Below are 18576 nucleotides of genomic sequence, written 5' to 3'. Positions count from 1 at the left end.
GGATCTTTCGATGCTTTTCTGGACAATTGTCACCCTGCTCTCCCTTGCCGTGGCCGCGATGCTGGCCCGCGCCCTGATGGTGGGCGGGTCGCAAACGGGCCCGGCGCCCGCCAGTTACGACATGGAAATCTACCGGGATCAGCTGGCGGAGGTCGAACGCGACCTCGCGCGCGGCGCCCTGCCCCAGGAAGAGGCGAACCGGGTCCGGACCGAAATTTCCCGGCGCCTGCTGGCAGCCGATACCGCCGCACGCTCTCAGGCCGGTACCGAGGAACGCCGGGGGCCCGGCCTCTGGCCCGCGATCATCGGCTCTGTCGTCCTTGTTGGTGGCGCCCTGGCGCTCTACCTCCATTTCGGCGCACCGGGCTATCCCGACATGCCGCGCGCCGCCCGCATCGAAGCCGCGCAGGAGATGCTGCGCGACCTCCCCGCCCAGGCAGAGCTGGAAGCGAACCCCCGGCCCCTGGGGTTCCAGCCCGAAGAACCCTCCGATGATTTCAAGACCTTGATGGAGCAGCTGCGCAGCGCCGTGGCCGAACGCCCGGATGACCAGCGCGGGCAGCAGCTCCTGGCGCGCAACGAAGCAGCCCTGGGCAATTTCGCGGCGGCGGCGCGCGCGCAGGGGCAAATGCTGCGCCTGATGGGTCCCACGGCCGCCGCACAGGACTACGCCGATTATGCCGACCTCCTGATCCTCGCCGCGGGCGGAGAGATCTCTGCCGAGGCAGGCGCCGCCCTGCAACAGGCCCTGCGCCTCGACCCCAACAATGGCTCTGCCACCTACTATTCCGGGCTGCTGATGGCGCGCACGGGGCGGCCTGACATTGCCTTCAACCTCTGGGACCGGCTGCTGCGCAGCTCTCCTCAAGACGCGCCCTGGGTGCCGCTTGTCCGCAACCAGATCGGCCGTGTCGCCGACCTTGCAGGGGAGGAAAACTACACCCTGCCCGCCCCCGCAGCGCCCACCAACGCCCCGCTGGCCGGCCCCTCCTCCGAGGACATGGCCGCCGCCGAAGACCTCAGCCCCGAGGATCGACAGCAGATGATCCGCGGCATGGTCTCCCAGCTGGAAACACGTCTGGGCACCGAAGGTGGTACCGTGCAGGAATGGGCGCGCCTCATCTCCTCCCTCGGGGTGCTGGGCGACACCGACCACGCGGCGGAAATCTATGCCGAGGCACAGCGGGTCTTCGCCGGCAACACCGCCGCGCTGGAGCTGATCCACACCGCCGCCCAAAGCGCAGGACTGACCGAATGATCTTCGAGGAAACCACCGAATTCGCGGCCGCCCTTCCGCCGATGCAGGCCCTTGCCGGGCTCGACTTCGGCGAGAAGACCATCGGCGTCGCCGTGTCCGACACCTTCCTGTCCGTCGCCACCCCGCTGGAAACCATCCGGCGCAAGAAGTTCGGCGTCGATGCGGCCGCCCTGCTGGAGATCCTGGGCAAACGCGCGATCTGCGGCATCGTCCTGGGCCTTCCGCGCAACATGGACGGCACCGAAGGCGCGCGCTGCCAGTCGACAAGGGCCTTCGCCCGCAACCTGTCCCGACTCACCGATCTTCCCATGACCTTCTGGGATGAGAGGCTGTCGACGGTTGCCGCCGAACGCGCCCTGCTGGAGGCCGATACATCGCGCCGCCGCCGCGCAGAGGTGATCGACCATGTCGCCGCCTCCTACATCCTTCAGGGGGCACTGGACCGCCTGAGCCACCTGAAGTCCGCCGGATGAAGGTCAGATGAGCGACAAGGGTGAACCCAGTGGCCGCGATGTCTGGCGGCGGGAGGCGGTCTCCTCTCCCTGCGTGAACACCTGCGTCATTCACCCGGAGGCCCGGCTGTGCATCGGCTGCCTGCGCTCGATCGAGGAAATCGCAGCCTGGTCGCGCATGTCCGAAGACGAACGGCAGGACGTAATGGAGCAGTTGCCATCGCGCGGCCCGCTCAAGAGCAGCCGCAAGGGCGGACGTGCCGGACGGGCGCATAGGTCGGATCGCTGAAACGACAGGCCGAACCGCGGCGATGATCCGCGACGATTGCCTTTGGCGCTCAGGCCGCCGCGTGGTCTGACCGATCTTCCTGAACCAGCTCGACATGGGCGGCCGTGACACGGCCCTCGCCCCCGTCGACGATCGCCACGACCTTGCCGCCAAGGGTGATCAATGCCGCGCCGGGATGGCGGTCATCCGTGATGATGCCCACCTTGCCATTGCCGGCCTCTTCGGGTCGATACTCCAGCACGATCTGATCACGTTCGGGATCGAAATCACGGATGATCGGCGCATTCAGCGCGGGCCGGTCGTCCACGGCCTCTGCCTGCGCTTCCTCGGGCGCCACATCCAGAAATTCGCCCTCCTCGATCACGATCGGCTCTTCCTGTGCAGCCTCGACCTCTTCGAGCATGTCGCCGAGGGAGGACACCCAGGCCTCCTCAAGCGGAGCTTCGAAGCCGTCTTCGGTGAGCTCACTTTGCCGCCCGGTCTCGGAGGCCAGGATTTCCTCTTCGGCAAAGGCGCCGGCCAGAACGGTTTCTTCCTGTTCGACCTCCTGAGCCTCCTCCTCGGCTTCAAGCTGCGCCGAGAGGCGACGTGCCAGGGCATCGGCTTCGTCCAGCTCTGCCTGGACCTCCGGGTTTCGCGTCCCGAAGACACGCATGCTTTCCCGCAGGCGACGCGCCACGTCATGGCCGAAGATCCCCACGCTGTCGACCTGATCATCCGCCTCCTGCACCGCCGAACGACGCGCAGCAGAGGTGCTCTCCTTCTCACCCGAATAGGATGTGAAGGCGACACCGATCGCGGCCAGCGCGACGACAGAGATGAGCTCCAGCATGGGGGGTAATCCTCTTACGCCACCGTATTCAAGCAGGCGAATATGGCTGCCCTAAGGCCAAGACGGGATAAGACATGGACCATGGACGGGACCGGCGGATCCTTGCGCCCGCCCCCGTGCACCCGAAATTATTCCCGCAATTACATGCAAATGCGTTGGTTTGCAGGGGACGCCGCAGGGCCGCTCGGTGACCAGACAGGGGAGCGGATCCACGAACGACCCGAAAAGTGGCAGAAATGCGGTCAGATCCGGCCCCACCGGACGCGGCCCTTGCCGCCCTCCGCTGCGGGCAGGACAGGAATCGCGCAACCGCCCGCGCCATCGCCCGATCCAAGGGCAGCGTCCCGTCCCGCGCCCTGCTCGGGCGCATTCTCCTTTCTCACCGCAGGCCGTGCGCTCTAGCCTCATTTCCGGCCGTCAGGCTGCCATTGAATGGAGACCCCCTTGAAAACACACCGTCCCGAAGCACGCCGGCCCCGTGGGGCCCAACACACCACGTCTGTCGCCACGGCCGGGCTGCTTGCCCTTGCCACGCCCCTTCACGCCATGGAAACCACGGTCACCATCCCCGCCCCGGAACAGGACATCGTGGCGACCCTCGAAACACCCGAGGCGAGCGGCACCCCCGTCGTCCTGATGCTGCACGGTTTCACCGGCACCCGGGACGAACTGGCCATTCCCGGCACGGACGAAGGTGTCTTTTCCCGCACTGCCCGCCTGATGGCGGAAGCCGGGCTTGCCAGTCTGCGGATCGACTTCCGTGGTTCCGGCGACAGCACATCCAACTGGACATACGCGGATACCACATTCGAAGGCCAGGTGGCCGATGCGCTCACCGCACTCGACTGGCTGAAGGGTCAGGGCTACGAAACGATCTACCTGCTGGGCTGGAGCCAGGGCGGGCTGGTTTCCACCGCGGCAGCCGGACGTTCCGGCGCCTTCGGCAAGGTCGCCCTGTGGAACGCCGTCGCAACTCCGATGGACACCTACAGCGGCCTTCTGGGACAGGCGATGTTCGACGAGGCCGCCGCCGCCGCCACGCCCCAGACAGAGGTTTCGACCGACTTGCCCTGGGGCGCGACCGTCACGCTGAAGGCCCGCTTCTTCGATCAGGTCGCCACCTTCGATCCGCCCGCGGAACTGGCAGCCTATTCCGGCCCCCTTCTCGTCGCGCAGGGCAGCACCGACGAGATCGTCAACCCGGCCTCTGCCGACCTTTTGCTGGAGGCCCACGATGGCCCGGAGGAAAAGTACACCGACGAGATGGACCACTCCTTCAACATTTTCACGGAAACGGAAGCGCTTGACGCGCTGGCGGCCAAGACGATCGACTTCTTCGGCGCCGAATGACCTCAGGCGGCGGCGCGGGTGACGAATTCCAGCGCCGCTTCCACGACCTCGGGACCCGCACCGGTGCGATGCCCCTGTTCCGAAAGGTGCCGCCGCCAGGCCCGCGCCCCGGGACGCCCCTGGAAGAGACCCAGCATGTGCCGCGTGACCTGGGCCAGCTTGCCCCCCTCCGCCAGGTGGCGTTCGATATAAGGCAGCATCGCCATCACCGCCGCCTCCGGCGTCATGGCCTCCGCCTCTGCCCCGTAGATCCGCTGGTCTGCCTGGCAGAGGATGTTGGCGGGGTCATGGTAGGCCGCTCGACCGATCATCACCCCGTCCAGCCCCTGCGCCAGCAGCGCCTCGGCCTGTTCCAGGGTCGCGATACCGCCATTGATCGACATGTGCAGATCGGGAAATGCCTCGTGCATGCGCAGCACGAGAGGATAATCCAGGGGCGGAATATCCCGGTTCTCCTTCGGCGACAGGCCCTGCAGCCAAGCCTTGCGGGCATGCACCGTCACCCTGCGGCAACCCGCGCCGCGGATCTTTTCCAGGAACTCCGGCAGAACCTCTTCGGGCTCCTGCTCGTCCACGCCGATACGGCATTTCACCGTTACCTCGACATCCACGGCTTCACGCATCGCGGCCACGCAATCGGCAACCAGATCGGGATGCTTCATCAGCACGGCGCCGAAGGTACCAGATTGCACGCGGTCCGACGGGCAGCCGCAGTTCAGATTGATTTCGTCATAGCCCGCCTCGGCCCCCAGCCTTGCAGCTTGCGCCAGCTCATCCGGATCCGATCCGCCAAGCTGCAGGGCGACGGGATGTTCCTCCGGGTTGAACTCCAGCAGGTGCAGGGCACCGCCACGGACGAGCGCGGGCGAAGTGACCATTTCGGTATAGAGAAGCGTGTTTGCCGACAGCAGCCGGTGCAGATAGCGACAATGCCGGTCGGTCCAATCCATCATGGGTGCGACGGACAGGCGAGAGGCCTTTGATAAATCATATTTTTTAATTTTATCCGTCACTTAACTGCGCCTCATCTTCGTCTCGTTCCCGCCTATTCTGTACCAAACACGCCGATTTCGACGCTGGACTTGGCACAATGTACCAAATAGAATTCCCATGTACCAAGTCAGGAGGTCATCATGGGCTCGATTACCACGCGCAAACGTAAAGATGGCAGTAGCAGCTACCTAGCACGTGTGCGTGTAATGCGAGAGGGCTCTACTTATCATGAGACGAAAACCTTTGACAGACGCCCCGCTGCGACCGCCTGGATAAAGAAGCGTGAGAAAGAGCTTGCCAAGCCAGGAGCGCTGGAGGAACTGAATGCATCCGACCCTCCCCTGTCCAAAGCGATCGAGCGCTACACCGAAGAAACGGTGAAGGACATCGGTCGCACAAAGGCGCAAGTCCTTAGGACCATCGCCTCCTACCCGATCGCCGATCTGCCCTGTTCCACCATCAAATCGAAGGATATCATCGAGTTCCTTCAGTCACTGCCCGGACAACCGCAAACAGTCGGGAACTATGCGAGCCATCTCGCCTCCATATTCGCCATAGCACGACCGATGTGGGACTTCCGACTGGATGACCGGGAGATGAGAGACGCGATCACCGTCGCGCGCCGTATGGGGATCATCTCCCGTTCCGCGCAGCGGACCCGCAGACCCACACTCGATGAGCTCGACCGGCTGCTGGCCCATTTCATTGATCGGCGCCAGAGAACACCTCAAGCCATGCCCATGCACAAGGTAATCGTTTTCGCTCTCTTCTCGACGCGCCGACAGGCAGAGATCACCCGGCTTACCTGGGATGACTTTCAGAAGGAGCACAAGCGCATCCTGGTCCGTGACATGAAGCATCCCGGCGAAAAGCTCGGAAACGATACCTGGGTCGATTTGCCCGAGGAGGCCATTCGGATCATCGACAGCATGCGGAAGAGCAAGGCTGAGATCTTCCCCTACTCTCCGGACGCGATCACGGCCAACTTCACGCGCGCCTGCAAGCTCCTTGGGATCGAGGACCTGCACTTCCACGATCTGCGCCATGAAGGCATTTCGCGGCTGTTCGAAATGGGCTGGAACATTCCTCATGTCGCAGCCGTCAGCGGACACAGGTCTTGGGTTAGCCTGAAACGTTATACGCACATCCGTGAAACAGGCGACAAGTATGCAGCTTGGGACGGCCTGCAACTCGCGATCGACAACGACTGAACTATCGCCCCAAGGGGTTAATTGGAAATTCTCTCGACACAAACTCAAGTGGCACCGCATCTAGGGTCGACGTGCTGCCAAGTTTCCCACACACAATTGGTTGCGGGAGGGCGCAACCAACGAAACCTGCGATTGGTCGAACACCAGATAGGCTCTCAAACGCACCGAGGTCGAGTTGCTGACGAGACAGGGACTGCACTAAAACCATCGACCCAGAAACCTCGATCACGGTTTTGGTCGAAAGCGGTGCACCATCTGAACGGTATCGGCGCACTGCTTTTATCTGATGCGAAACTCTTTAAAGGTCGCACTCCAGAGCTCGGGCATTTTGCGGAGTCGGATTAAAAGACACTTGATCCGGTGGCTATGTATCCTCCATCGAATTTGTGTCAATGGCATAACCTTCCAGCCAGGTGCTTTAACGAAAATGGCCTGACCGGATGAGCCCTTAAAGCGTTTTTCGTTTAATCTGAATCAGATTGAGCGAAAAACGTTGCCACACTGAATTCATATTGCTCCGTTTCTCAAAAATTGAGAGCCTCAAGTTTTTTGAGAAACGCTCTAATCGTTGCTTGCTTGGTCGCAGGCTTTCGAGTTTCCGCAGGGAGGAGGTTCCAATGATGCCGTGATCAGGACAGTCGATGACATCCGTCAAGCAGGCCTATGAGATGGGCACATTGGAATTACATCGAACCAGCATCATGTTGGCGGCCGACGCGCTGACCACGAACCGAAGCGTGTGCCCGCAGGACCTCAACGGGAAGCCTACAGAACGCAGAGACGGCCCAAAAAGAACTATTAGACCCGCCTTAGCGGATCAGTCTGAGTGCGAAAAATCTCTTGATGGGGAAAGCCCCGTTACCGAAGTCCTGAACCTAAAGCGTTTCTGTTTAAACCTGATACAAGGTTTGAGCAGAAACGCAGTGCAACGTCCAAGCGGAGCGGGCGTTTCGACTTTATGTGATAGATCAAGTTAAAGTCGAAACGCTTTAGGGTCTGTTGAGATTCACTTTGAGTTCAGTAAGGCAGCGCAGGCGTTTATGATGGCGGCGAAACTGAGGTCGGTTTTGTCAGTGCGCAAGGCGATGCGGCGGAAGTCTTTCAGATCACAAAAGAAATTTTCAACCAGATGTCGCCATTTGTACATCTCTTCGTCAATGGCCAAGGGCGCCTTTCGTTGCGGACGTTGCGATATACATATGGTCGTGCCCCGCGCATTCATCTCCTCGATGATCCAATTGCTGTCGAAGGCCTTGTCGGCCAAGAGCGCATCGAACGACAGCCCTTGGATCAATGGCGCAACGCCGACCGTGTCATAACGGTTGCCCGGCAGAAGGACGAACCGCACGAGGTTCCCAAGCGCATCAGTAAGCGCCAGGACTTTCGTCGTCCAGCCGCCTTTCGACTTGCCTATAGCCTGACGGAGAGTCCCCCTTTTGCGCCCTGTCCAGCGCGGTGAACCTTGACTATGGTTCCGTCAATCATCGCCATCTCCATGTCGGGCTGATCAGACAAGTCATTGAACATGCGCTCGAAAACACCAGCACGCGCCCAATCCCGGAACCGACGATAGATCGTATTCCAGTTCCCAAATCCAGACGGCAAGTCGCGCCACGGCGACCCGGTGCGCGCAATCCAGAATACCGCTTCCATGAATAGTCGCGGGTCGCTACCCGTGCGCCCCGGATGCGCCTTTAGCCCAAGGCAATGCGGTTCCATCTTGGCCCACTGATGATCGCGGATGACAAACCTGCTCGTGTCCATTCTGACCTCCCTTTTGGGAGCTTGAATCAGAACTCAAGTCACATGTGAATCCTGAATCTCAACAGACCCTAGCTCACATATTAAAGCTTTTTAACGCTTTGCTCGCATTCCGGCAAAGGCTAACGGGCAGGTTTAATTCGGGGCAGATGGGGGCAAGCATTTCAAGAATATCGCACGTGCGCGATACGCTTTACTCTGAAATATCCTCAATCCAGGTCTTGGCCGCCACCGCTCTCGGAAAGCCGACCGGCCCGATCGCCAAAAGCGCAACCTGTGTCATTGCTTCCACCTCGATCCCTTCGGCTTTTGCACGTCGGGCATGAGAATGCACGGCTCCCTCCGATCCGGCACCGATTGCGAGGGCGAGTTTGACAAGGCGTCGTTCGCGCGCAGACAAAGGGCCGCTTTCTGCGGCGGCCTTGCCAAGAGAAGAATAGGCCTCCCAGACATCGGGATATGTTTTGGCAAGCTCTCCGGCCGCACCGGGTAATGATTTGGTCATGTCTCTCTCCTTAATAAGCTGGATCATCCATAAGACGGTCAGGTTTGGCGAAACGTTCCAAAGTCGCCTGATCCGAAATCGTCACATGCTGGCCTTCAAGGCTTACACCATAGCCCTGTAATCCTTTAAAAGCGCGACTTAGATTCTCCGGCGTCATGCCCAGATAAGAGGCCAGCCGGCGTTTCTCGAACGGCAAGTCGAACTCTTGTTGCCCACCTTCGCGGATCTGATGGCGCAAGATGTAATTCGCGAGACGTTCGAGCGAAGTACGCAATTTCTGGTTTTTCTGTGTCTTCACGAGCGTGCGGTAACACTCCGCAAGCTCTGTCACCATCGCGCGGGCAAAGGCGTTGTCCAATTCAAACACCCGTCGCACATCCGCACTGGGAATCAGGGCAACCCGGCTTTTCTCCAGCGTCCGGGCCGACATCAGGTAAGGCGCATCCTTGACCGTCGCGGCGAGGATAAAGCTGCTGACGGGGCGCAGCGTTGCCATAATGGTTTCCCGACCATTCCATTGCGAAAACAGATCGACGGAGCCTGAAAGCAGAATATGCAGAAAATCACTGGCCGCTCCTTCCTCGATCAATTCGAGCTGTGGCGGGAAGTTCTGAACATAGGCTGCACGCATCAAAAGCTGGAAATTCTCTTCCGACATATCTGAGAACAAGTGAAGCTCCCGTACATCCTGATAGGACGACACTGGCATGTGAAATCTAACCTCCTGTTGCGCGCCGACAAGTGTCATGCCTTTGCCGGAAATATGTCAAGTACCTGTAGAGCAAATGCGGCTTAACCCAACCAAAACATGTCACTCAAAACCATGACAAATTTCTGTAAGTCATTTATTTATAAGGATTTTTTATATTTTATGATATAGATCAACCCACATTTCGACTCTCATGTTCATACCACAGCCAAGCCCATGAAGGGCGTTTCGTTACTCTGCCACATTAGGGGAAAAACGATGGAGCTAGAGAACAAGGCCACGGCATTGTGGTCAAACTTTTTAAACGTCAAAATGCCACAGATCAGAACCTTCCATATGACATGGTTTGCGTTCTTTTCCTGTTTTTTCGCATGGTTCGGCATCGCGCCACTGATGAGTGTCGTGCGTGATGAATTGATGCTAACAAAGGATCAGATCGGATGGGCCATTATCGGTTCCGTTTCAATCACGATTTTCGCCCGTCTCTTTATTGGTTGGCTATGTGATCGAATCGGACCGCGAAAAGCCTACACTTGGCTTCTGATCATCGGATCTCTTCCGGTGATGGGGATCGGGCTCAGCTGGAACTTTGAGAGTTTCCTGCTGTTTCGCGTGCTGATCGGCGGCATTGGCGCTGCTTTCGTGATCACCCAATACCACACAACCGTGATGTTTGCACCCAATGTCGTCGGCCAGGCAAATGCGACCTCCGCCGGTTGGGGCAATCTGGGCGGCGGGGTGACGCAATTCGTCATGCCCTTGCTGTTTTCGGTCTTTGTCGTCGGTTTTGGCGTTTCCGAAGCGGTCGGCTGGCGCCTGTCCATGGTTGTCGTCGGGGTCATCATCCTGTTGATCGGCATTGCCTATTTCTTTCTGACCCAAGACGCTCCTGACGGCAATTTTGACGATCTGCGCGCTCAGGGCCGGATGCCAGAAAAGAAAAAAGTCACCGGCAACTATGTGAACGCGCTCAAAGATCCACGCGTCTGGGTGCTGTTCGTGATTTATGGCTCATGCTTCGGCATCGAATTGACCGTGAACAACGTCGCAGCGCTTTATTTTGCCGATTACTTCGACCTGTCGCTCGTCGCTGCCGGGTTCGTCGCCGCCTCCTTCGGCCTGATGAACTTGTTTGCCCGGACTCTTGGCGGGATTTTCGGAGACAACTTCGGCGCGCTCTGGGGGCTCAAAGGCCGGAGCTTCTGGCTGTTCATCTGCCTGCTGTTTGAGGGCATTGCCCTGATCATCTTCAGCCAGATGCATGTGCTCTTTCTGGCCCTGCCGTCCCTCATCGTCTTCTCGCTGTTCACCCAGATGGCCGAAGGCGCGACCTATTCCGTGGTGCCCTTCATCAACAAGAAAGCCCTCGGCGCGGTGGCCGGTGTGGTCGGCGCGGGCGGTAATGCAGGTGCAGTGCTGGCCGGGTTCCTGTTCAAGAACATGATCGACTGGTCCGAAGCCTTTCAGGTCTTGGGCATCGTCGTGATCTGCGCCTCTTTCCTGGCTTTCTTCGTCCGCTTTTCGACACGACAGGAAGATGAAGAACGCGCCGCTTTCGCTGCGGCAAATATAGAGACCCTGCGTCGCCGCGCGGACAAGGCAAATGCTGCTCTGGAAGAGGGGTTGAACGCAATCGAAGCCCGCAAACTTTTGTCACGTAACGGGCAACCTGCCGAATAAGCATCCCGCGCCCTGCATCCGGCAGGGCGCAGGCAACTCGACTTACGCCAAGTGGAGGAGAACCCGATGGCGATTTCCCAAACCCAAAACACAAAACACGCCCACACGCTGGTCGATTGGCGGCCCGAAGACGCAACCTTCTGGGCCGAAACCGGCAAGGCTATCGCAACCCGTAACCTGTGGATTTCCATTCCCAACCTGCTTTTGGCCTTCTCGGTCTGGATGGTCTGGTCCGTCGTTGTCGCGAAACTCCCCGCGATCGGCTTCGAATATTCCACGGGTCAGCTGTTCTGGCTGGCCGCCCTGCCCGGCCTCTCCGGCGCAACGCTGCGCATTTTTTACAGCTTCATGATCCCGATTTTTGGCGGGCGCAAATGGACCGCGCTGTCCACCGCCTCTCTGTTGTTGCCTGCACTTGGGATCGGGTTTTCCGTACAAAACCCCGAAACGCCCTATGTGATCTTTCTGGTATTGGCGCTGATGTGCGGCTTTGGCGGCGGCAACTTTGCCTCCTCTATGGCCAATATCGCTTATTTCTACCCGAAAAAGACCAAAGGCAACGCCTTGGCTCTGAACGCAGGTCTGGGCAATCTCGGCGTGTCGGTCATGCAATTCCTCGTTCCAATGGTCATCACCGCCGGTGTGTTTGGCGCCATGGGCGGGGAGCCCGTCACCCTCTCAGACAACAGCCAGCTCTGGATTCAGAACGCCGGGTTCATCTGGGTGCCCTTCATTGCCGTCAGCGCCATCGCGGCCTGGTTCGGCATGAATGACATCGCGGATGCCAAAGCATCGTTCAAGGAACAGTCGATCATTTTCTCACGCCTACACAACTGGATCATGTGCATCCTATACACGGGCACTTTCGGCAGTTTCATCGGCTATTCCGCAGGCTTCCCACTGTTGATGAAAACCCAGTTCCCCGAGGTCAACGCCCTGTCTTATGCCTTCCTCGGACCACTCGTGGGCGCGTTGTCCCGTGCCGGGACCGGCTGGATCTCCGATCGCTTCGGTGGTGGCCGCGTCACCTTCTGGACCTTCCTCGGCATGATCGTCGCGGTCTGGGGTGTGCTGCAATTCCTGCCGTCCGAGGCAATGCCCAATGGTAACTTCTGGGGCTTCTTTGCCTGTTTCATGGCGCTGTTTTTCCTGACGGGAGTAGGGAATGCTTCGACTTTCCAAATGATCCCCTCGATCATGCGTCAGGAAATCCCGCGTCTGATGCCACAGCTTGATGACGCTGCAACGCTCAAACAATCCGAGCGTGAAAGCGCAGCGATCATCGCCTTCACCAGCGCGATTGCGGCCTATGGTGCCTTTTTCATCCCGAAAGCCTACGGCACCTCGATCAGTATGACCGGCGCTCCGAACGGTGCGCTCTGGGCCTTCCTGATGTTTTACGTGCTCTGTGTGGTGATCACATGGGTCTTTTACAGCCGCAAGAACGCACCAGTCCCTTGCTGAGTTCCAAATGGGTCGCGCGCACCTGCGCGCGACCCGCAACGACACCCCCTCTCGCCATCCCATAGGAGAGCCGAAATGAGCAACTTGCTTGACAGATTAAACTTCTTCCAGCCGAAAGAGATTGAGAGCTTTGCGGACGGTCACGGACAAGTCACGCGCGAGAGCCGGGACTGGGAAGACACATATCGGAACCGTTGGCGTCACGACAAGATCGTGCGCTCAACCCACGGTGTGAACTGCACCGGGTCCTGTTCCTGGAAAATCTACGTGAAATCCGGGATCGTGACTTGGGAAACGCAACAGACCGATTATCCGCGCACCCGCCCCGATCTTCCGAACCATGAGCCGCGCGGCTGTGCTCGTGGCGCGTCCTACAGCTGGTATCTCTATTCCGCCAACCGGGTGAAAAACCCGCTGATCCGTGGTCGCCTCATGAAAGTCTGGCGCAAGATGCGCGAAACCATGGAGCCGATCGAGGCCTGGAGTGCAATCCAGAAGGACCCAATCCTGCGCCAAAGCTATGTCGAAACCCGCGGCAAGGGCGGCTTCGTGCGCACCACATGGGATGAGGCGACCGAGATCGTAACCGCCGCCAATGCCTATACGGTCAAGACCTATGGCCCCGACCGGATTTTCGGGTTTTCCCCGATCCCGGCCATGTCGATGATCTCCTATGCGGCTGGAACCCGGTATTTGTCACTTTTGGGCGGCACCTGCATGTCGTTTTACGACTGGTATTGCGATTTGCCGCCCGCCTCTCCGATGACATGGGGCGAACAGACCGACGTGCCGGAATCGGCGGACTGGTACAATTCGAACTACCTTTTGCTCTGGGGCTCAAACGTCCCACAGACCCGGACGCCGGATGCACATTTCTACACCGAAGTGCGTTATAAAGGTGCGAAATCCGCTGTCATTTGCCCGGATTATTCGGAAGCCGCGAAATTCGGAGATGTCTGGCTCAACGCCAAGCAAGGCACCGACGCGGCATTGGCGATGGCCTTTGGTCACGTCATCCTGCGCGAGTTCCATCTCGACCGCCAGGCGCCCTATTTCGAGGACTATTGCCGCAAATATTCCGATTTCCCGATGCTGGTAAAACTGGAAGAGAAAGACGGAAAGCTCATCCCCGGTCGCTTCCTGCGTGCCGACGATCTCAACGGCAAGCTGGGCGAAGACAACAACCCGGAGTGGAAAACCGTCGCCCTCGACGAAAGCTCGGGAAATCTGGTCGCGCCCAATGGCTCCATCGGCTATCGCTGGGGCGAGCAAGGCGAATGGAACCTTGAGGAAAAAGCCGCCGGAACCGACACCCGGCTCAAGATGACGCTCGTTGTCGATGGCGACCATGACGATGTGGTCGGCGTGGATTTCCCCTATTTCGGTGCTGATGCGACCGAGGCCTTCTCCACCGGCGACAAACGCCCCAATGTGTTGACGAAAAACCTACCGGTAAAGCGGATCATGACCACCGAAGGCGAAGTGGCAGTGGCCACCGTTTTTGACCTGTTCTGCGCAAATTACGGATTGGACCGGGGCCTTGGCGGGGATTGGGTGACACAGGATTTCGACGAAGATATTCCTGGCACCCCGGCCTGGGCCGAAAAAATCACCGGCGTGGACCGCGCCAAAATCGTACATGTCGCCCGCGAATTCGCGCAGAATGCCGAGAAGACCGATGGCCGCTCGATGGTGATTATCGGGGCGGGTATGAACCACTGGTATCATATGGACATGAACTATCGCGGCATCATCAATATGCTGGTGATGTGTGGCTGTGTCGGCCAGTCCGGTGGCGGTTGGGCGCACTATGTGGGTCAGGAAAAGCTGCGGCCCCAGACTGGTTGGCTTCCCGTCGCCTTCGCCCTCGACTGGGGCCGCCCACCGAGGCACATGAATGCGACCTCAGCCTGGTATGCCCATACCGACCAGTGGCGCTACGAGACCCTGACAGCTGGCGAAATCCTGTCCCCTACCGCCCCCGAGGGCGATTGGGACGCGGGCATGATCGACTACAACATCCGTGCCGAGCGCATGGGCTGGTTGCCCTCCGCGCCGCAGCTCAAGACCAATCCGCTTGAGGTGGCAAAAGCCGCCAAGGCCGCTGGTCAGGACGTCGCTCCCTACATTGCGGAACAGTTGAAGTCGGGTGCGCTGCAAATGTCCTGCGAGGACCCGGACGCGCCTGAAAACTGGCCACGCAACCTCTTTGTATGGCGTTCCAATCTCTTGGGCTCGTCAGGCAAGGGGCATGAATACTTCCTCAAACACCTGCTCGGCACTGACAACGGTGTGATTGGAAAAGATATGGGGGAGGAAGGCCGGCAATTGCCAAAAGAAGCCAAGTGGCACGAGGAGGCCCCGCGCGGCAAGCTCGATCTATTGGTGACGATCGACTTCCGCATGTCCACCACTTGCGTTTATTCCGACATCGTTCTTCCGACGGCTTCCTGGTATGAAAAGGACGATCTCAACACATCGGACATGCACCCGTTCATTCACCCGCTACAAGCGGCGGTGGACCCGGCCTATGAATCGAAATCCGACTGGGAGATTTTTAAATCTCTCGCCCGGAAGTTTCAGGAAATCGCGCCCGGCTATCTCGGTCAGGAAACCGATGTGGTCGCTTTGCCAATCTTGCATGACACGCCGGCGGAGATCGCTCAGGATCAGGTCAAGGATTGGAAGAAAGGCGAATGCGATCTGATCCCCGGCAAAACCGCACCGAACTATATTGCGGTGGAGCGCGACTATACCGCAATCTACGACCGGTTCACGGCACTCGGCCCGCTCATGGACAAACTCGGCAACGGTGGCAAAGGCATCTCCTGGAACACCGAAGACGAGGTCAAGGCGCTCAAGGAATTGAACGGAGAGCGTCTTGACGGGTCCGCAAAGGGGCGTCCGATCATCGACACGGCGATTGATGCCGCCGAAGCGGTTCTGATGATGGCACCCGAGACCAATGGCGAAGTCGCCGTGAAAGCCTGGGAGGCCCTGAGCAAATATACGGGGCGCGAACATGCGCATCTGGCCGAGGGCGAACATCACAACAAAATCCGTTTCCGCGACATTGCCGCGCAACCGCGCAAAATCATCTCCTCACCGACATGGTCGGGGATCGAAAGCGAGCATGTGAGCTACAATGCGGGCTACACCAATGTGCATGAACTGATCCCGTGGCGGACACTCACAGGGCGCCAGCAGCTCTATCAGGATCACCTGTGGATGCGCGCTTTTGGTGAGGGCTTCATGTCTTACCGCCCGCCGGTGGACCTCAAAACCGTGACGGCGGACATCAACACGGAAAACGGCGCACCGCATGTCGTGCTGAACTTCATCACACCGCACCAGAAATGGGGCATCCACTCGACCTATACCGACAACCTTCTGATGCTGACGCTCAATCGCGGCGGTCCGGTGATCTGGATTTCAGAGAATGACGCCAAAACCGCAGGTATCGTCGATAACGACTGGGTCGAGCTTTACAACGCCAACGGCGCGCTGACGGCGCGTGCGGTGGTGTCGCAACGGATGAAGGACGGTACGACCTTCATGTATCACGCCCAAGAGAAAATCGTAAACACGCCGGGCTCCGAGAAAACCGGTCTGCGTGGCGGGATTCACAACTCCGTCACCCGCGCGGTGCTCAAACCCACCCATATGATCGGTGGCTATGCCCAGCAGTCCTACGGTTTCAACTATTACGGCACCGTGGGCTCGAACCGAGATGAGTTCGTTATCCTGCGCAAGATGAACAAGGTCGACTGGCTCGACAATGAAGCCACCCCGAAGGAGGCAGCGGAATGAAAATACGTGCACAAATCGGCATGGTGCTGAATCTCGACAAATGTATCGGATGCCACACCTGCTCTGTGACCTGCAAGAACGTCTGGACCAGCCGCGACGGCGTCGAATACGCGTGGTTCAACAATGTGGAAACCAAGCCCGGCACCGGCTATCCGACCGACTGGGAAAATCAGGCCCGCTGGAACGGGGGCTGGACCCGGACGAAATCCGGCAAACTGCAACCCAAACAAGGCGCCAAATGGCGCATCCTCGCCAATATTTTTGGCAACCCCGACCTGCCGGAAATCGACGATTACTATGAACCGTTCGATTTCGACTATGACCACTTGAAATCGGCCCCCGAAGGCAAGGCTTTTCCAACCGCCCGCCCGCGTTCGAAAATCACAGGCGAGCGGATTCAAAAGATCGAAAAGGGTCCGAACTGGGAGGAAATCCTCGGCGGTGAATTCGAGAAACGCTCGAAAGACTACAATTTCGAGGGCATTCAGAAACAGATCTACGGGGAATATGAGAACACCTTCATGATGTATCTCCCCCGGCTTTGCGAGCATTGCCTGAATCCAGCCTGCGCGGCATCTTGCCCGTCGGGCGCGATTTACAAACGTGAAGAGGACGGGATCGTCCTGATCGACCAGGAAAAATGCCGGGGCTGGCGGATGTGCGTCTCGGGCTGCCCTTATAAGAAGGTCTATTACAACTGGTCGACTGGGAAATCCGAGAAATGCACGCTCTGCTATCCCCGGATCGAGAGCGGAAACCCGACTGTCTGTTCAGAAACCTGCGTCGGGCGCATCCGCTATCTCGGTGTGATGCTCTATGATGCCGACAAGATCGAAGAGGCGGCAAATGCAGCCGAGGAAATGGATCTCTATGACGCCCAACTTGGCGTATTCCTTGATCCGCATGACCCCGAAGTGATTGCCGAGGCGCAAAAACAAGGCATTCCGCAGGACTGGCTGAAGGCCGCAAAAGAAAGCCCGATCTGGAAAATGGCAATGGAGTGGAAGGTCGCCTTCCCGCTGCACCCGGAATACCGCACCTTGCCGATGGTCTGGTATATCCCGCCGCTTTCCCCGATCCAGAACGCCGCTGAGGCCGGTGCCATCGGCACCGATGGTGCCATGCCGGATGTGAAAAACCTGCGCATTCCGCTGCGCTACCTCGCCAATATGCTCACTGCAGGCGATGAAGCTCCCGTGGCTCAAGCCCTGGAACGCATGCTCGCCATGCGCGCCTATATGCGCACGAAAAGTGTCGAGGGTGTTGTCGACGAAGGGCTCGCAGCACGTGTCGGCCTGTCGGGACGCGTCATCGAAGACATGTATAAAATCATGGCGCTTGCCGATTACGAAGACCGGTTCGTTATCCCGACGACGCATCGCGAACAGGTCGAAGAAGCCTATGATCTGCGCGGCGGCTGCGGCTTTACCGATGGCAACGGCTGTTCGACGGGCATGTCGAAAGGCTCGCTCTTCGGAGGGTCCAAAAAACCGCTCAAAATGCCACAGGAGGTACGTGGATGACCTATCACGCCCATATTTCCCCGACCGATCGTACACTCAAGGCCCTTTCTTTGCTGTTGAGTTACCCGAGCCGCGATTTGCAGCATGCCATGCCCGAGATTGGTGGCGTGCTGGCCTCTGAAACCCGCCTCACGGCGGCGGCGCGGCGGGCATTGCGTCCGCTGGTCGAGGAGCTCTCCAGCCGGGACATCTTTGACCTCGAAGAACAATATGTCATGTTGTTCGACCGCTCCCGCACCCTATCGCTGAACCTGTTCGAACATATTCATGGTGAAAGTCGTGACCGTGGCGGTGCCATGGTGTCGCTGATGGAAACCTATCGCAACGGCGGCTTCGAACCAGCCACCACGGAATTGCCGGATCATTTGCCGGTTCTTCTGGAATTCCTGTCCACCCGTCCCGGAGCCGAAGCTCAGGACATTCTGGCTGATGCGGCGCATATTTTCGAGGCGCTCAATGCCCGGCTCGTCCGGCGTGAGAGCCCCTATGGAGCCGTCTTCGCCGCCCTGCTGCAAATTGCCGGAGGCAAAGCAGACAAGGAGGCCGTGGCGGAGCTTCTGGATCAGCCGGAAGTCGATCCCAACGATCTGGAGGCGCTAGATGAGGTCTGGGAAGAGAGCGAAGTACGCTTCGGTCCCGATCCGAACGCCGGATGCCCGCAGGTGCGCGATATGCTGTCGCGCATGGATCAACCCGTCACACCCACGCCGCAAGCGCAGGTCAAATAAGGGAGGCCGCC

14 protein-coding genes and 1 pseudogene are annotated in these 18576 nt (G+C 59.0%); 10 read left to right on the top strand and 5 right to left on the bottom strand.

Annotated elements, in window-relative coordinates; all coding sequences use genetic code 11:
* The first annotated feature begins 10 nt into the window (after nucleotides 1-10).
* Genes ccmI through AC2IR1_RS11555 form a run of 3 tightly spaced genes read left to right on the top strand, consistent with a single transcriptional unit; the run spans nucleotide 11 to nucleotide 1999 of the window.
* Complete coding sequence (ccmI, locus tag AC2IR1_RS11565; protein ID WP_486472118.1) at nucleotides 11-1258, top strand: c-type cytochrome biogenesis protein CcmI; 1248 nt, start codon at nucleotides 11-13, stop codon at nucleotides 1256-1258.
* Entirely contained in the window at nucleotides 1255-1731 is a 477-nt protein-coding gene (gene ruvX, locus AC2IR1_RS11560) for a Holliday junction resolvase RuvX (RefSeq protein ID WP_486472117.1), read from the top strand. Before ccmI ends, ruvX begins: the two co-directional genes overlap by 4 nt.
* A 7-nt stretch (nucleotides 1732-1738) precedes the next feature.
* Nucleotides 1739-1999: a DUF1289 domain-containing protein gene (locus tag AC2IR1_RS11555; RefSeq protein ID WP_486472116.1), complete on the top strand. Its 261-nt coding sequence runs from the start codon at nucleotides 1739-1741 to the stop codon at nucleotides 1997-1999.
* A 49-nt stretch (nucleotides 2000-2048) separates the two neighbouring features.
* On the opposite strand, the gene AC2IR1_RS11550 is transcribed toward AC2IR1_RS11555, so the two are convergent.
* Nucleotides 2049-2831: a hypothetical protein gene (locus tag AC2IR1_RS11550; protein ID WP_486472115.1), complete on the bottom strand. Its 783-nt coding sequence runs from the start codon at nucleotides 2829-2831 to the stop codon at nucleotides 2049-2051.
* A gap of 444 nt (nucleotides 2832-3275) precedes the next feature.
* Between AC2IR1_RS11550 and AC2IR1_RS11545 the strand changes: the two genes are divergently transcribed.
* Nucleotides 3276-4181, top strand: coding sequence for an alpha/beta hydrolase family protein (locus AC2IR1_RS11545; protein ID WP_486472114.1), 906 nt, complete (start codon nucleotides 3276-3278; stop codon nucleotides 4179-4181).
* A gap of 2 nt (nucleotides 4182-4183) precedes the next feature.
* Here AC2IR1_RS11545 and dusA read toward each other — a convergent pair whose 3' ends face one another.
* Nucleotides 4184-5182, bottom strand: a complete 999-nt coding sequence (dusA, locus tag AC2IR1_RS11540; RefSeq protein WP_486476410.1) for a tRNA dihydrouridine(20/20a) synthase DusA — start codon at nucleotides 5180-5182, stop codon at nucleotides 4184-4186.
* A 132-nt stretch (nucleotides 5183-5314) separates the two neighbouring features.
* Between dusA and AC2IR1_RS11535 the strand changes: the two genes are divergently transcribed.
* Entirely contained in the window at nucleotides 5315-6385 is a 1071-nt protein-coding gene (locus AC2IR1_RS11535; protein WP_486472113.1) for a tyrosine-type recombinase/integrase, read from the top strand.
* A 1006-nt stretch (nucleotides 6386-7391) separates the two neighbouring features.
* On the opposite strand, the pseudogene AC2IR1_RS11530 reads toward AC2IR1_RS11535, so the two are convergent.
* From AC2IR1_RS11530 to AC2IR1_RS11520, 3 genes and pseudogenes are all read right to left on the bottom strand, one after another.
* Nucleotides 7392-8104: pseudogene (locus AC2IR1_RS11530) on the bottom strand (IS5 family transposase).
* Nucleotides 8105-8339: 235 nt separating this feature from the next.
* Complete coding sequence (locus AC2IR1_RS11525) at nucleotides 8340-8651, bottom strand: carboxymuconolactone decarboxylase family protein (RefSeq protein WP_486472112.1); 312 nt, start codon at nucleotides 8649-8651, stop codon at nucleotides 8340-8342.
* Nucleotides 8652-8661: 10 nt separating this feature from the next.
* Complete coding sequence (locus AC2IR1_RS11520) at nucleotides 8662-9399, bottom strand: cyclic nucleotide-binding domain-containing protein (RefSeq protein WP_486472111.1); 738 nt, start codon at nucleotides 9397-9399, stop codon at nucleotides 8662-8664.
* 219 nt (nucleotides 9400-9618) lie between these two features.
* Between AC2IR1_RS11520 and AC2IR1_RS11515 the strand changes: the two genes are divergently transcribed.
* The 5 genes from AC2IR1_RS11515 to narJ all read left to right on the top strand — a co-directional run bounded on the left by AC2IR1_RS11515 (nucleotide 9619) and on the right by narJ (nucleotide 18565).
* Nucleotides 9619-11040 carry an MFS transporter gene (locus tag AC2IR1_RS11515; RefSeq protein ID WP_486472110.1) on the top strand — a complete coding sequence of 474 codons (1422 nt, stop codon included), beginning with the start codon at nucleotides 9619-9621 and terminating at the stop codon, nucleotides 11038-11040.
* 66 nt (nucleotides 11041-11106) lie between these two features.
* Nucleotides 11107-12504, top strand: a complete 1398-nt coding sequence (locus AC2IR1_RS11510; protein ID WP_486472109.1) for a NarK family nitrate/nitrite MFS transporter — start codon at nucleotides 11107-11109, stop codon at nucleotides 12502-12504.
* Nucleotides 12505-12579: 75 nt separating this feature from the next.
* Entirely contained in the window at nucleotides 12580-16314 is a 3735-nt protein-coding gene (locus AC2IR1_RS11505) for a nitrate reductase subunit alpha (protein WP_486472108.1), read from the top strand.
* Entirely contained in the window at nucleotides 16311-17837 is a 1527-nt protein-coding gene (gene narH / locus AC2IR1_RS11500) for a nitrate reductase subunit beta (protein ID WP_486472107.1), read from the top strand. Before AC2IR1_RS11505 ends, narH begins: the two co-directional genes overlap by 4 nt.
* Nucleotides 17834-18565, top strand: coding sequence for a nitrate reductase molybdenum cofactor assembly chaperone (narJ, locus tag AC2IR1_RS11495; protein WP_486472106.1), 732 nt, complete (start codon nucleotides 17834-17836; stop codon nucleotides 18563-18565). Before narH ends, narJ begins: the two co-directional genes overlap by 4 nt.
* Nucleotides 18566-18576: the final 11 nt, after the last annotated feature.

Source organism: Pseudooceanicola sp. NS-SX8 (assembly GCF_057380755.1).
This window is presented reverse-complemented; position numbering and strand designations above follow the sequence as displayed.

Bases quoted from the DNA above. Each gene is read 5' to 3' on its own strand.
- ruvX (WP_486472117.1), top strand. From the start codon at position 1,255: ATGATCTTCGAGGAAACCACCGAATTCGCGGCCGCCCTTCCGCCGATG.
- narJ (WP_486472106.1), top strand. From the start codon at position 17,834: ATGACCTATCACGCCCATATTTCCCCGACCGATCGTACACTCAAGGCC.
- AC2IR1_RS11555 (WP_486472116.1), top strand. From the start codon at position 1,739: ATGAGCGACAAGGGTGAACCCAGTGGCCGCGATGTCTGGCGGCGGGAG.
- AC2IR1_RS11510 (WP_486472109.1), top strand. From the start codon at position 11,107: ATGGCGATTTCCCAAACCCAAAACACAAAACACGCCCACACGCTGGTC.
- AC2IR1_RS11505 (WP_486472108.1), top strand. From the start codon at position 12,580: ATGAGCAACTTGCTTGACAGATTAAACTTCTTCCAGCCGAAAGAGATT.
- AC2IR1_RS11550 (WP_486472115.1), bottom strand. From the start codon at position 2,831: ATGCTGGAGCTCATCTCTGTCGTCGCGCTGGCCGCGATCGGTGTCGCC.
- AC2IR1_RS11520 (WP_486472111.1), bottom strand. From the start codon at position 9,399: ATGACACTTGTCGGCGCGCAACAGGAGGTTAGATTTCACATGCCAGTG.
- AC2IR1_RS11525 (WP_486472112.1), bottom strand. From the start codon at position 8,651: ATGACCAAATCATTACCCGGTGCGGCCGGAGAGCTTGCCAAAACATAT.
- ccmI (WP_486472118.1), top strand. From the start codon at position 11: ATGCTTTTCTGGACAATTGTCACCCTGCTCTCCCTTGCCGTGGCCGCG.
- AC2IR1_RS11535 (WP_486472113.1), top strand. From the start codon at position 5,315: ATGGGCTCGATTACCACGCGCAAACGTAAAGATGGCAGTAGCAGCTAC.
- AC2IR1_RS11515 (WP_486472110.1), top strand. From the start codon at position 9,619: ATGGAGCTAGAGAACAAGGCCACGGCATTGTGGTCAAACTTTTTAAAC.
- narH (WP_486472107.1), top strand. From the start codon at position 16,311: ATGAAAATACGTGCACAAATCGGCATGGTGCTGAATCTCGACAAATGT.